The organism is Streptomyces roseoverticillatus, assembly GCF_000719265.1.
In the GTDB taxonomy this organism is placed as follows: Bacteria; Actinomycetota; Actinomycetes; order Streptomycetales; family Streptomycetaceae; genus Streptomyces; species Streptomyces roseoverticillatus.
This window is the reverse complement of sequence record NZ_JOFL01000009.1, coordinates 59,115-72,518: the sequence shown is the minus strand read 5'-3', so window position 1 is coordinate 72,518 and position 13,404 is coordinate 59,115. Positions and strand designations below refer to the sequence as shown.

Here is a 13,404-nt window from a genome sequence, read left to right as displayed (position 1 = left end):
TCGATGTCGCAAGTGCCGCGCCCCTCACAGCTGACGGCGTGCCCCGCCTGCCGCGAGCCGCTGGACCCGGCCGACAACTTCTGCGGCGGCTGCGGCGCCGACCTGTCGGCGGTGCCGTCGCCGGCCCTCCTCGACGAGGGCCCGGCCGACTACCGGCTCGCGCTGCCCGACCCCGGCGCCCGTGCGGCCGCGCGGGCTCCCCTCGTGCCTCCCGCGCCCCCGGGCGACGGCCCGCACCGGCCCGCGTGGCCGCCGGGCGCCGACGCCTCGGCCGGGCCCGGCGCGCCCGACCCGCGCACCGGCGCTGTGCTGGGGGTCCCTCCGCAGGCCGGCCACGCGGCCCCCGGGGCGCCGCCCGGGCCGGGCGCCGTCCGCCCGGGCGCGGGCGGGACCGGGCGGAGCTGCGGGGCGTGCCGATCCGGCATGATCGACAAGGACGGGTACTGCGAACACTGCGGGCATGCACAGCCGCGCGAACGGGATCACATGGAGCACGAGTTGCCAGGCGTCGCGGCGGTCAGCGACCGCGGACTGCGCCACCACCGGAACGAGGACGCGTACGCCGTGTCCGCCATCGCCCTCGCCGACGGGGCCCCGGCCACCGTCGCCGTCGTCAGTGACGGCGTGTCGTCCGCGACCCGCCCCGACGAGGCGTCGGCGGCGGCCTGCGCGGCCGCGCGGGAGCTGCTGGTCACGGCCCTGCCGCAGGGCGAGGACCCACGGGAGGCCACCCACGACGCCATCATGCGGGCGGCTGAGGCCGTCAACTCGCTGGCCGCGCCCGCGCGCGGGCCGCTGGAGCACGACCCGCACCGCCACGAGAACGCCCCGGCCTGCACGATCGTGACGGCCGTCGTCGCGGGCGACCTGCTCACCGTCGGCTGGGTCGGCGACAGCCGCGCCTACTGGGTGCCGGAGGACCGTTCCACCCAGCCCGCCCGGCTCACCGAGGACGACTCCTGGGCCGCCCAGATGGTCGCGGCGGGCCTGCTGACGGAGGCCGAGGCGTACGCGGACGAGCGGGCCCACGCCATCACCGGCTGGCTGGGCGCGGACGCCTACGAGGTCGAGCCGCACACCGCGTCCTTCCACCCCGACCGCAAGGGCGTGGTGATCGTCTGCACGGACGGGCTGTGGAACTACGCCGAGTCCGCCGAGCTGATGGCCGAGGTCACCCCGCCCGACGCCCGGACCCGGCCGCTGGAGTGCGCCCGGCAACTGCTGGCCCACGCCCTGGACGGAGGGGGCCACGACAACGTAACAGTGGCCGTACTGCCGTTCCCCCTGGCGCCCGAGGGGGCAGGATCGGCCTGAGGCCGGGGCTGTCGCAGGGGGGATGCGACGCCGGTGCCCGCGCGGCACCGCGCGCCGGCCCGCCCCCTCGTGCCCCGGCACGGACGGAGTACCGAGGAGCGGATCAGATGGCCAATTTCTCCAAGAGCGGCGGGCACCGGTTCGCGGTCGACGTGTACCAGAACACCCATCTGCCCGAGGGCGGGCGCGAGGTCGACGCGATCGTCACCGTCACCGCCACGGGCGGAGGGACCACGGCGACGACGCCCCTCGTCCCGGTCGTGCCCCACCAGTCCCCGTCCTCGTACGGCCCGCAGCCCGCGGGGCCGGACGCGGCCGTGGTCGTCATGGTCGACTGCTCGGGCTCGATGGACTACCCGCCGACCAAGATGCGCAACGCCCGCGCCGCCACCGCCGCCGCCATCGACACCCTGCGCGACGGCGTGGCCTTCGCCGTCGTGGCCGGCACCCACCAGGCGAAGGAGGCCTATCCCGGCGGCGGGCGGCTCGCCCTGGCCGACGCCACCACCCGGCAGCAGGCCAAGGAGGCCTTGCGCAAGCTGACTCCGGGCGGCGGCACGGCGATCGGCACCTGGCTGCGCCTGGCCGACCAGTTGCTGGAAACGTCCGAGGCGCCGATGCGCCACGGCATCCTGCTCACCGACGGCCGCAACGAGCACGAGGAGCCCGACGCGCTGCGCGCCTCCCTGGAACACTGCGCGGGCCGGTTCACCTGCGACGCGCGCGGCGTGGGCACCGACTGGGAGGTCAAGGAGGTCACCGCGATCGCCTCGGCGCTGCTGGGCACCGCCGACATCGTCGCCGACCCGGCCGGGCTCGCCGCCGACTTCACGCGGATGATGGAGACCGCGATGGGCAAGGAGGTCGCGGACGTCGCCCTGCGCCTGTGGACGCCGCAGGGCGCCGAGGTGAAGTTCCTCAAGCAGGTGGCGCCCGCGCTGGAGACGCTCACCGAGCGGCGCGTCGACGCGGGCCCGCGCATCGGCGACTACCCCACCGGCTCCTGGGGCGACGAGTCGCGCGACTACCACCTGTGCGTCCGGGTGCCCGCCGCCGCGGTGGGCGAGGAGATGCTCGCCGCCCGGGTCTCGCTGGTGCTGCCCACGCCTGACGGGTCCTCACCGCGCGTGCTCGCCCAGGGCCTGGTGCGGGCGGTCTGGACGGACGACCTGTCCGCGTCGACCTCCATCAACGCGCAGGTCGCCCACTACACCGGCCAGGCCGAGCTCGCCCGGTACATCCAGGAGGGCCTGGACCTGCGCCGCTCCGGCGACCTGGACGGCGCGACGGCCAAGCTCGGCCGCGCCGTCCAGCTGGCGAACCGCTCCGGCAACGAGGACACGGCCAAACTCCTCGCCAAGGTGGTGGACGTGGTGGATGCCGCGACGGGTACTGTGCGGCTGAAGGCGACGGTCACCGCGGAGGCGCAGATGACCCTCGAAACGCGCTCGACGAAAACCGTACGGGTGAAGAAGTAGCACCGGGCGCGGGGAACGCGTACCGGTGACGACCGCAACGAACGGCACACGAGGGGGATCAACCGACATGCCGACCTGCCCGAACGGCCACCAGTCGACGGCCGAGGACTGGTGCGAGGTGTGCGGCCACCGCATGTCGGGGGCGCCCGACCGGCCCGTCCCCTCCGGTGCTCCGGGAGCCGGCGGGGCCGTCCCGCCGCCGCCCCCCGCCCCGCCAACGGGCGCGCCGCTGCCGCCCCCGAGCGGCCCGCAGGGCGCCCCCGGCTACGGCTACGGACCGCACACCGGGAGCGCGCAGCCCGAGCACACGGGGGACACGACCGTGCAGGCGGAGCTGTGCCCGCACTGCCGTACGCCACGCGAGGCGCAGGCGCCCTTCTGCGAGGAGTGCCGCTACAACTTCCTGACGCGGACGGGTACCGCAGGCTTCGGGCCGCCCCCGCCGCAGGGGCTGCAGTCGGCGCCGCCGCCCCCGCCGCAGCACACCCAGCCGCCGCAGTCGTACGAGTACTACGGCTCGCGCCCGTCGCGGATCAACCGCCCCGCCGAGCCGCTCACTCCGGAGACGCACCCGGCCTCGCCGTACGCGGACCCGGCATACGGGGACTCCCCCTACGCGGAGTCCCCGTACAGCGAATCGCCGTCCTACGCCGACGGCCCCGGCGGCGACTGGATGCTGCCGCCGCCGAGCACGCCCCCGGCGCAGCCCGCGCCGCCGTACGGCTACGAGCACGGGGCGACGGGCGGCGTGCCGGGCCAGCAGGGCGCGCAGCAGCAGGCGCCGGCCGCGTGGACGGCCGTCGTGGCGCCCGACCGCGAGTACTTCACGGCGATGATGAACCGCAGCGGCCCCGAGGCCTCCGGGCTCAACCTCCCCGCGTACTCCCCCGAGCTGCAGCTGCAGCTGAGCGGCCCGCAGGTCACGGTCGGCCGGAAGCGGCACAGCACCGGCGAGTCCCCGGACATCGACCTGTCGCGCCCGCCGGAGGACCCGGGCGTCTCGCACCAGCACGCGATGTTCGTCCAGCAGCCGGACGGCACCTGGGCGGTCGTCGACCAGGACTCCACCAACGGCACGACGATCAACGGCTCGGAGACGCCGATCCAGCCCTACGTGCCGGTGCCGCTGCAGGACGGCGACCGGGTGCACGTGGGGGCGTGGACGACGATCACGCTGCGCCGGGGCTGACGCCCGCCCCGCGCGGGCCCGCGGCGCCCAGCGGCCACCGGTACGGCCCGTCCGGGTGGTCGAGCCAGGCCCACTGGGCGTCGCCCGCGACGGAGACGCCGTAGCGCTCGCGGCCCGGGCGGCCCAGGCCGCGCCACAGCTGGTGGGCGTCGCCCGGATCCAGCACGCCCGCGGTCAGCGCCAGCAGGAAGCGGAAGCGGTCGCTCTGCAGCAGCCGGAAGGGCAGGCCACGTACGCGCGGCACGGGCGCGGGGGCGGCGCCGCGCAGCGGGACGAAGTAGGCGGGGGTGCGCAGGAAGCGGCCCTCGGCGTGGGTGGCGTCCCTGACCCGCAGGGCGATCAGGCCGGTGGCGAGCGGGGCGAGGACCAGGCCGTCGGGGCGGGTCTGGGCGAGCCAGGCCGGCGGCACCCTGGTGATCGCGCAGGTGGCCAGGATCCGGTCGAAGGGGGCGCGCCACGGGCAGCCGAACGCGCCGTCGCCCGTGACGACCTCCGGGTGGAAGCCGGCCTCGGCGAGGCGGGCGCGGGCGGGTCCGGTGATCTCCGGGTCGAGGTCGACGGTGGTGACCCCGGCGTCGCCGAGGCGGTGGGCGAGCAGCGCCGCGTTGTAGCCGGTGCCCGTGCCGATCTCCAGCACGGTGTGGCCGTCCTGGACGTTCAGGGCGGCGAGCATCTTCGCCATCAGGGAGGGCTGGCTGCTGGAGGAGATCAGCTCCCCGTCCCGGACGTGGGTGGCGAGCGGCTCGTCCGCGTAGGCGCCGACCAGCCAGCTCTCGTGGCGCAGGGGGTCGGGGTCGTCGCCGGAGAAGCGCTGGTAGCCGCCGACGACTCCGACGTAGTAGGCGGGCACGAACAGCTCCCGGGGCACGTCGGCGAAGGCGCGCAGCCACCGGGGATCGGTGAGCTCACCGGCCGCCCGCAGCCCTTCGACGAGCTCGGCCCGCAGCGCGGAGGAGAGCTCGGCGTCCCCCTTCAGGTGCGTACCGCCCATGCCTCCACTGTGCGCCACGGTGACGGTCATTGCGCCGTGGCGCAAGGAGGTCCGGCGGCACCGGCCCGCGCCGTGGTGCACCGGCGCCGCCGCGGAAGGAAAGGCCCGCCGGTACGGCGCCCGGCCACGGCGGCGAGGCTCCGGCGGAACGCGCGGCCACCGGAACCGCGGGCTGGTCCTAGACCTGCGGTCCTCGGCCGGTCCGTCTGAGACCATGGAAGGGTGATGGAGATTCCGCGCGGCACCCTTCAGGAGCAGACCTTCTACGAGCAGGTCGGCGGCGAGGAGACCTTCCGGCGCCTGGTCCGCCGCTTCTACGAGGGCGTGGCCGCCGACCCGCTGCTGCGGCCGATGTACCCGGAGGAGGACCTCGGCCCGGCCGAGGAGCGCCTGGTGCTCTTCCTCATGCAGTACTGGGGCGGGCCGCGGACCTACAGCGAGAACCGGGGCCACCCGCGGCTGCGGATGCGCCACGCGCCCTTCACCGTGGACCGGGCCGCGCACGACGCGTGGCTGCGGCACATGCGGGACGCGGTGGACGAGCTCAAGCTCGCTCCGGAGCTGGAGCAGCAGCTGTGGAACTACCTGACGTACGCGGCGGCGTCGATGGTGAACACCAGCTCATAAATCAGCCTGTCCGGCGATTGAGGACGAGCGCGTCAGCGCGATAGGGGGGCCAGGGGGCGAAGCCCCCGGATAAGCCCCGCTCAGGCAGGGGTGACCGTCAGCCCCGGGAGCCCGCCTGTCCGTACGGCGACTGAGCCGTACGGCGTGCTCAGGCGCAGCCACCCGGACGCCGCGAACAGCGCCACGGGCTCTTCCGGCGCGAGCGCCGTGCCCGTGGCCGTGCCCGCGCTGCCGCGCGCCGGAGCGGCTACCGCGGCCCGGGCGGGCCGCAGGAAACCCAGGGACTGCGCCGCGTGCACCGCGCGCAGCGGCAGCTCGGTGTCACCGAGCGTGCGGGACCAGATCTCGCGGCCGATGCGGTCGCGCTCGACCCGCGTGCGCCGGTGCTCGGGCAGTGCCTCGTCGCGGGCGCGGAACTCCGCGACCGCCGCCCCGACCGCACCCCGCAGGGCCTCCTGGCCGGGCAGCCCCGGCACGCGCTGCCAGCCGCCGCGGGGCGGCAGCACACCGGCCCAGGGCGGGCCGGTGACGGCGTCGGGGACGGTGATCTCCAGCTCGCCGGAGGGCTCGGCGGGCGCCGCGTCCAGCGCGTCGGCGAGCTGCCCGGCCGAGACGGTGACGTCGAACGTCCCGCCGCGGGCCAGCCGGGCCGTGCGCACCGCGAGGACCTCGAAGGACGGCGGGCGGCCGAAGACGCCGAGGACGCCGTCGCCGGCCTGCAGCCGGACGACGGCGGCCCGGTCGTAGTGGATCAGCCGGGCCAGGAAGGCGGCCAGGTCGGCCGCCTCCCGGGCGCCGGCGAACCGCAGCCGGTGCCCGGGCGGAGGCTGGAGCCCCGTCATGCGGCGACGGCCTCCTCCGCGGCGCCGTCCCGGAACTCCTCCAGGAACATGCGCTCCTCGTCGGTGATCCGGCGCGGCCGGCCCGCCTCGAAGTCGAACGGGACGACGACGGTGCTGGCCCGCACGTACACGTGGTCCTCGTCCTTGACCTCGTAGGCGACGGTCAGGGACGCGGCACCCACCTTGGTCACCCAGGTCTCCACGGTCACCGGCGCGTGCCGGTGGACCAGGGGGCGCAGGTAGTCGATCTCGTGCCGGGCCACGACGGACCCGCCCTGGAACGACTCGCTCCCCTCCCCCGGCGCCAGCCGGAACATGAAGTCGATCCGCGCCTCTTCGAGGTAGCGGATGAACACCGCGTTGTTGACATGGCCGAAGGCGTCCATGTCGGACCAGCGCAGGGGGCAGGAGTAGAGGTGACGCGCCACGATCAGCCCCGGGTGAGCTTCTTGTAGGTGGCGCGGTGCGGACGGGCCGCGTCCGGGCCGAGGCGCTCGATCTTGTTCTTCTCGTAGGACTCGAAGTTGCCCTCGAACCAGAACCACTTCGAGTCGCCCTCGTACGCCAGGATGTGCGTGGCGACCCGGTCCAGGAACCAGCGGTCGTGGGAGACGACCACAGCGGCGCCCGGGAAGTCGAGCAGGGCGTTCTCCAGCGAGGAGAGGGTCTCGACGTCGAGGTCGTTGGTCGGCTCGTCGAGGAGGAGCAGGTTGCCGCCCTGCTTGAGGGTCAGCGCCAGGTTGAGGCGGTTGCGCTCACCACCGGAGAGCACGCCGGCCGGCTTCTGCTGGTCCGGGCCCTTGAAGCCGAACGCGGAGACGTAGGCGCGGGAGGGCATCTCGACGTGACCGACGTTGATGTAGTCCAGCTCGTCGGAGACGACGGCCCACAGCGTCTTCTTGGGGTCGATGTTGGCGCGGCTCTGGTCGACGTACGAGATCTTGACGGTCTCGCCGACCTTGATCGAACCGGAGTCCGGGGTCTCCAGGCCCTGGATCATCTTGAACAGCGTGGTCTTGCCGGCGCCGTTCGGGCCGATGACGCCCACGATGCCGTTGCGCGGCAGGGTGAAGGACAGGTCGTCGATGAGGACCTTCTCACCGAAGGCCTTGGAGAGGTTGTTGACCTCGACGACGATGGAGCCCAGGCGCGGGCCCGGCGGGATCTGGATCTCCTCGAAGTCCAGCTTCCGCATCTTGTCGGCCTCGGCCGCCATCTCCTCGTAACGGGCGAGGCGCGCCTTGGACTTGGCCTGGCGGCCCTTGGCGTTGGAGCGGACCCACTCCAGCTCTTCCTTGAGGCGCTTCTGGCGCTTGGCGTCCTTCTGGCCCTCGACCTTCAGACGCGAGGCCTTGTTCTCCAGGTAGGTGGAGTAGTTGCCCTCGTAGGGGATGGCGCGGCCGCGGTCGAGCTCCAGGATCCACTCGGCCACGTTGTCCAGGAAGTACCGGTCGTGGGTGATCGCCACGACGGTGCCGGCGTACTTGGCCAGGTGCTGCTCCAGCCAGTTCACCGACTCGGCGTCGAGGTGGTTGGTGGGCTCGTCGAGGAGCAGCAGGTCGGGGGCCTCAAGCAGCAGCTTGCAGAGGGCGACGCGGCGCTTCTCACCACCGGAGAGGTTGACGACGGGCCAGTCGCCGGGCGGGCAGCCCAGGGCGTCCATGGCCTGCTCGAGCTGGGCGTCGAGGTCCCAGGCGTTGGCGTGGTCGAGCTCCTCCTGGAGCTTGCCCATCTCGTCGAGCAGGGCGTCCGAGTAGTCGGTCGCCATGAGCTCGGCGATCTCGTTGAAGCGGTTGAGCTTGCCCTTGACCTCCGCGACGCCGTCCTCGACGTTCTCCAGGACGGTCTTGGACTCGTCCAGCTTCGGCTCCTGCATCAGGATGCCGACGCTGTAGCCCGGCGACAGGAACGCGTCGCCGTTGGACGGCTGCTCCAGGCCCGCCATGATCTTGAGGACGGTGGACTTACCGGCACCGTTGGGGCCGACCACACCGATCTTCGCACCGGGCAGGAAGCTCAGCGTCACGTCATCGAGGATGACCTTGTCGCCGTGCGCCTTGCGCGTCTTGCGCATGGTGTAGATGTACTCAGCCAAGAGAAACCGTCCGGCAATCGAGAAGGGCCAATGTGCGGCTCCGCCGCGTGAGGGCAGATACACCCATCTTGCCGCACCGGACGCCCGGGGCGGAAACCCGATTCGGGCGCGGCCCGCTCACGGGCCGCCGGAGGGCGGCCGCCGGAGGGCTTTCCGGCCCTCCGGGCGCCCGGGGCGGGGCGCCGGGCCCCGCCCTGCGGCCCGCACGCCGGGGCCCGGTGGGTCACTCCCCGGCGGATCACTCCCCGGCGGACGCGCGCTCCCTGCGCAGCAGGTAGACCGCGCCGCTGCCGGCGACGATCAGGGCGATCGCTATCCCGGCGATCGTGGGGGTGGTGTTGCTGCCGCCGGTCGCGGCGAGGTCCCCGTCGGCCCTGACGGCCGCCTTGCCGGTGCCGCCGCCCGTCGACGCCGGGCTCATGCGGGAGGCCAGGGTGGCCTTGGTGCCGCCGTCCCCGGCGGCAGCGGCGCCGGAGCCCGCGCCGTCCTCGTGGCCGGAGCCTGCGGCACCCTCCGCGGGGGGCGCGGCCGCCGTGGCGGCGAAGGTCGCGCAGTCCATGATCCCGGAGAAGGTCCTGGACAGCCCGCCCGGACCGGTGATCGTGAACCGGTAGGCGCGGTCCTCGCCGACCTTCACCAGCGTGGTCTCGGAGCGGCCGGGGGCGACGGTGTGCGTTCGGCCGGCCAGCTCGTAGGTGAAGGGGGCGTCGCCCTGATTGTCGGCGGTGACGTCGACGCCGCCCTTGGCGCAGTTCTTGCGGGCGGACAGGGCCGGGGCCGCCCCCTTGGCCGTCCAGTGCGCGGTGGCGCCCGCGGAGACGGTGCTCTCGCTGGAGCCGGCCAGGATCTGCGTCTGGGTGGTGGTGTGGTCGCCGGCGAAGACCCGGCCGACGGGGACCTTGGCGGCGCCCGAGGCCTTCAGCGACATGGAGCCGTCGGGGGCGCCCGCCGGGACGTCCACGTAGAACTCGCCGCCGTTGCCGGTGGCGGCGACCGGCTTGCCGTCCTTGTCGACGATCTTCACGCCCCTGGCCACGGCGTCACCCGAAGGGGTGAGGGTCACACTGCTCGCCGTGGTCCGCACCGTGACCGGGCCGAGCTTGCGGCCCGGCTTGCCGGAGAGCGCCGACGGGCTCAGGGTCAGCGACGCCTCGGGCTCCTCGACGTCCTTCGCGGACTTGTAGAGGTAGTCGGCGAGCTTGGCGGCCGCGGGGTCCTTGGCGTCGACCTTGGCGGCGTCCGAATACCGCCAGATGGCGACCTGGGTGCCGGCGGCGGCGGTGTTCGCGTCGAGCGGGCCCGAGCCGGCGTCCTTGGCGAGCGCCGCGAGGTCGTTCACCTGCGGGTAGGAGTGCTGCAGGATCCAGCGGATCTTCCCCGCGTCCTTGTTGGCGTGCAGGGACGACTCGGCCGCGCCGACCTCGCGGTAGCGGGCGCCGTCCACGGTGTTGGTGAGGATGTCGACGCAGTACGTCTGCAGCGAGCCGCCGCCGTCGACCTTCATCTCGAACAGACCCGCCGGGATCTCGGCCGTCCGGCGCCGGTCGTGCACCACGACGCCCGAGCCGGCGGTGAGGCCGCCGAGCGTGGCGGTGACGCCCCCCGGGTTCTGCGGCGCGTCGTCCGCGGCGGCGGGGCCCGCCACGGCTATCGTGCCCACCGCGGCGAGTCCCGCTGCCAGGCAGGCTGCGGCAAGGCGGGCGGATCCCCGCCTCCTGACAGAAATCATCGACTTCCTTCCGGGCGAACGCAGAACAAGTCGGCGCGCCTCGCCACCGAACTCAAGACTCAGAAGCCCCCGTTGCACGCTGTCGCTCGCAGCCGTTGACACGTCGCCGCGGCCCCCCGTTGCACGTTGCTGTGAACGTGATCTTAAGGAGCGGGCACGGCGCCATCCCCACGCGGGGGGCCGCTCAATCGATCCGAATCGGAATCGTTACCAGCGGACCGCGGCCGGACCCGGCAATATCGATAAATCGCCGGGACAAACCGGGTGTTTCAGAAGGGCGGCACCTCGGCGCCGGCGGCCGCGGGCTCCCGATCCGGAATGGCCGGAGCAGGAGCTTCCGCGGAGGCCGCCGCCAACCGGACCGGGTCCGTCGGCAGCTGCCTCGCCTGCGACACCCTGCGGAACACCGACGTGCCGCGGCTCAGGTCGTGGCCGATCGACACTGCGTCAATGTCCGCCGACAGCCACCGCTTTCCCTCACGCTCCTCTTCGCGGATGCGCAACTTGCCCTGGACCACGACCGGTTCCCCCACGCCGAGCGACGCCGCCACGTTGGCCGCGAGGGCGCGCCACGCCCACACGGTGTAGAAGCTCGTGTACGCGTCCGCCCACTCCTCCTTGGCCCGGTCCCAGCGGCGCACCGACGCCGCCAAGCGGAACCGCGAGGACGCCGCGCCGTTCGCCGCCTCCCTGAATTCCGGCTCCGTCGCGACGTTTCCCACGACCGTCACCAGCGTCTCGTTCATGCGGATCCCCCCGTTTTCACGTTCGGCAACTGCTTCGTGGAGCCATGGTGTCCGCGACGGCGGAATCCTGCCGGGGGCTGTGGACGACGGAGCGTTTGTGGACAACTCCGTCACCCTCAGGGGCGTCCCGGGCGTCCCCGGCACAACCACGGGGGCATCCCCGGGGCGTCCACAGGTCCGTCCCCAGGTTCCCTGCCCAGGTCCATCCTCAGGCCTGCCTCCAGGCCCGTGCCAGGTTCCCTCACCAGGCCTGCCCCCAGGCCCGTCTCCAGGTTCCCTCCCCAGGTCCGTCCCCGGGTTCCGTTCCCAGGTCCGTCCTCAGGTTCCGTTCCCAGGCCCGTCCTCAGGCCTCGCCGGCCGCGATCACGTACTGGGCGCGGACTTCCTGATACCGCAGCAGTTCCGCGGCGACCGGTTCCAGCACCCGCTCCCGCCCGCAGCCCGCGGCGGCGTTCCGCAGCCGCCGCTCCGTCTCCAGCCCGTAGCGGCGCGCCGGGCCCCGCGCCATCGCCCGGCAGCACCAGGCCAGGGCCGGGCCGCTCGCGACGGCGCCTGTCAGCAGCAGCACGGGGATCCACCACTCGCCGCCCCAGGCGCCGGTCAGCAGGCCCAGCAGCCACGCCGCGGTGAGTACCTGCAGCGCCGACAGCACCCACTGCACGGCGGCCGCCACGGCCCACCAGCCCGGCCGGACCGGCCGGACCGGGCCGCCCGCGCGCGCCCGTCGACCGCCGATGATCCACCCGCCCGTGCGGCCCCCGGCAGGGTCGCCGGTGCGGCCGGGGCCGGGGGCCTCCGGAGACCCGGCCTGGCGCCCCACGCTCGTGCACCAGGCGCTCGCCCGGCGCGCCCCGGTGCGCCACATCCCCGCGCGTCCCGGCCCCGCCGCGGCCATTGCGGCGGCAGCGGCGGCGGACGCCGCGTCGAGGGCCTCCGCGAGGCCCTCGGCCCCGCGCCGCGCCGCCTCGCGCACGGCCAGGGACCAGGGGTCGGGAAGCCCGGTGGACGCCTCGTAGGCCAAGGCCCGTACGGCCTGCTCCACGAGCGGGCGGGAGACGGCGCGACAGGGGGGCGCACCCGCGCCGAGGCCCGCACCCGTTTTCACCGTGCCCGTCTCCAGGGCCGTAGCAGTCCCTAGGGCTGCAGCAGTCTCCAGGGCCGCACTCGCCCCTACGGTTCCAGCGGTTGCAGCGGTTGCAGCGGTTGCAGCGGTTGCAGCGGTTCCAGCCGTCCCGACCGTTGCGGCCTCGGGCGTACGCATCCCCGCGATCATCCCGGCAATCGCTGCCGCCTCTGCCCTCGCTACTGCCTCTGCGATCGCAGCCGCACCGCTCGCCGCACTCGTCGACTTCCGTCGAGCGCGGCCCCGTACGTACCACCGGTGCGCCCGCGTCCACGGCGTCCCGCACGCCCGTCCGGCGTCCCGGAGCCACGCGCGTTCCGCCGCGAGCCCGGCCGCCTGGGCGCCCACCGCCTCGGCCAGCCGGTCCTCGAACTCGTGCCGGGCCGACTCCGTCAGCCCGGGCCGCCCGTCCGCCACGTACGCGCCCCGCAGCCGCGCCGAGACCCCGTCGACGTCGGCCGTCAGCCGGCGCAGCGCGGCGCCACGCGAGGCCGTGAACCGGCCGAGGATCTCGCGCAGTTCCCCGACGCCGTCGCCGGTGAGGGCCGACAGGGCCAGCACCTCGGCGCCCGGTTCGCCGTGCTCGCCGAGCGCGATGCCGTCGTCGTCCAGGAGCCGCCGCAGGTCGTCGAGGACCTGGTCCGCGGCGTCCGTGCCCAGCCGGTCGGTCTGGTTGAGGACGATGAACGACACCTCGGCGTAGCCCGCGAGGGGCCGCAGGTAGCGCTCGTGGAGGACGGCGTCCGCGTACTTCTCCGGGTCCACCACCCAGATCACCGCGTCGACGAGCCCGAGGAGGCGGTCCACCTGCTCGCGGTGGCCGGGTGTGGCCGAGTCGTGGTCGGGCAGGTCGAGGAGGACGAGCCCGTTGAGGGCCGGGTCGTACGGGCGGACCGGCTGCCGGCGGGAGCGGGCGGGGATGCCGAGCCGGTCGAGGACGCCGTCCGCGCGCTCGGGCTCCTCCGTCCACACGCAGGCCACGGGCGCGGCGGTGGTGGGGCGGCGGACGCCCGCCTCCGAGAGCTGGGCCCGGCCGAGCGCGTTGAAGAGGGTGGACTTGCCGCTGCCGGACGCCCCGGCGATGGCCACGACGGTGAGGTCGAGGGGGTGCCGCTGGCGGGCGACGGCCTCGTCCAGGACGCGTCCCGCCTCGGCGAGCGTCCGCCGGTCCAGGCGCGCCCGGGAGAGCCCGACGAGCTCCCGCAGGGCGTCCAGGCGCGGCCGGAGGACGGCGGCGCCCGGGTGCGGCGCGGGCATGGACGGGGGGCGC

The 13,404-nt window shown here is 74.4% G+C and carries 11 protein-coding genes; 4 read left to right on the top strand and 7 right to left on the bottom strand.

What is annotated here, in order from left to right; translation table 11 throughout:
• Positions 1 to 3: 3 nt before the first annotated feature.
• From IF61_RS0112665 to IF61_RS0112655, 3 genes are all read left to right on the top strand, one after another.
• Positions 4 to 1,314 (top strand): protein phosphatase 2C domain-containing protein, encoded by a 1,311-nt coding sequence (locus tag IF61_RS0112665; protein WP_030366433.1) that lies wholly within the window; start codon positions 4 to 6, stop codon positions 1,312 to 1,314.
• Between the two features lie 107 nt (positions 1,315 to 1,421).
• On the top strand, positions 1,422 to 2,792 hold the full coding sequence (locus tag IF61_RS0112660) for a vWA domain-containing protein (RefSeq protein ID WP_030366432.1): 1,371 nt from the start codon (positions 1,422 to 1,424) through the stop codon (positions 2,790 to 2,792).
• Positions 2,793 to 2,859: 67 nt separating this feature from the next.
• Positions 2,860 to 3,981: an FHA domain-containing protein gene (locus IF61_RS0112655; RefSeq protein WP_030366431.1), complete on the top strand. Its 1,122-nt coding sequence runs from the start codon at positions 2,860 to 2,862 to the stop codon at positions 3,979 to 3,981.
• On the opposite strand, the gene IF61_RS0112650 is transcribed toward IF61_RS0112655, so the two are convergent.
• Positions 3,962 to 4,972, bottom strand: a complete 1,011-nt coding sequence (locus IF61_RS0112650) for a methyltransferase domain-containing protein (protein WP_052392663.1) — start codon at positions 4,970 to 4,972, stop codon at positions 3,962 to 3,964. The genes IF61_RS0112655 and IF61_RS0112650 overlap by 20 nt on opposite strands.
• Positions 4,973 to 5,194: 222 nt before the next feature.
• On the opposite strand from IF61_RS0112650, the gene IF61_RS0112645 reads away from it, so the two are divergent.
• Positions 5,195 to 5,599, top strand: a complete 405-nt coding sequence (locus IF61_RS0112645) for a globin (RefSeq protein WP_030366429.1) — start codon at positions 5,195 to 5,197, stop codon at positions 5,597 to 5,599.
• 80 nt (positions 5,600 to 5,679) lie between these two features.
• Here the strand turns inward: IF61_RS0112645 and IF61_RS0112640 are convergent, their stop codons facing one another.
• The 6 genes from IF61_RS0112640 to IF61_RS32280 all read right to left on the bottom strand — a co-directional run bounded on the left by IF61_RS0112640 (position 5,680) and on the right by IF61_RS32280 (position 13,391).
• Positions 5,680 to 6,441 carry a DUF8010 domain-containing protein gene (locus IF61_RS0112640; protein WP_043188899.1) on the bottom strand — a complete coding sequence of 254 codons (762 nt, stop codon included), beginning with the start codon at positions 6,439 to 6,441 and terminating at the stop codon, positions 5,680 to 5,682.
• Positions 6,438 to 6,869 (bottom strand): acyl-CoA thioesterase, encoded by a 432-nt coding sequence (locus IF61_RS0112635; protein WP_030366427.1) that lies wholly within the window; start codon positions 6,867 to 6,869, stop codon positions 6,438 to 6,440. The genes IF61_RS0112640 and IF61_RS0112635 overlap by 4 nt, the downstream gene beginning before the upstream one ends.
• 2 nt (positions 6,870 to 6,871) lie before the next feature.
• Positions 6,872 to 8,536: an energy-dependent translational throttle protein EttA gene (gene ettA, locus IF61_RS0112630; RefSeq protein WP_030366426.1), complete on the bottom strand. Its 1,665-nt coding sequence runs from the start codon at positions 8,534 to 8,536 to the stop codon at positions 6,872 to 6,874.
• Positions 8,537 to 8,774: 238 nt separating this feature from the next.
• Entirely contained in the window at positions 8,775 to 10,265 is a 1,491-nt protein-coding gene (locus IF61_RS0112625) for a Cys-Gln thioester bond-forming surface protein (protein WP_030366425.1), read from the bottom strand.
• 269 nt (positions 10,266 to 10,534) lie between these two features.
• On the bottom strand, positions 10,535 to 11,011 hold the full coding sequence (locus IF61_RS0112620) for a single-stranded DNA-binding protein (protein WP_052392662.1): 477 nt from the start codon (positions 11,009 to 11,011) through the stop codon (positions 10,535 to 10,537).
• A 343-nt stretch (positions 11,012 to 11,354) separates the two neighbouring features.
• On the bottom strand, positions 11,355 to 13,391 hold the full coding sequence (locus IF61_RS32280) for a GTPase (RefSeq protein ID WP_043188895.1): 2,037 nt from the start codon (positions 13,389 to 13,391) through the stop codon (positions 11,355 to 11,357).
• Between the last annotated feature and the right edge of the window lie 13 nt (positions 13,392 to 13,404).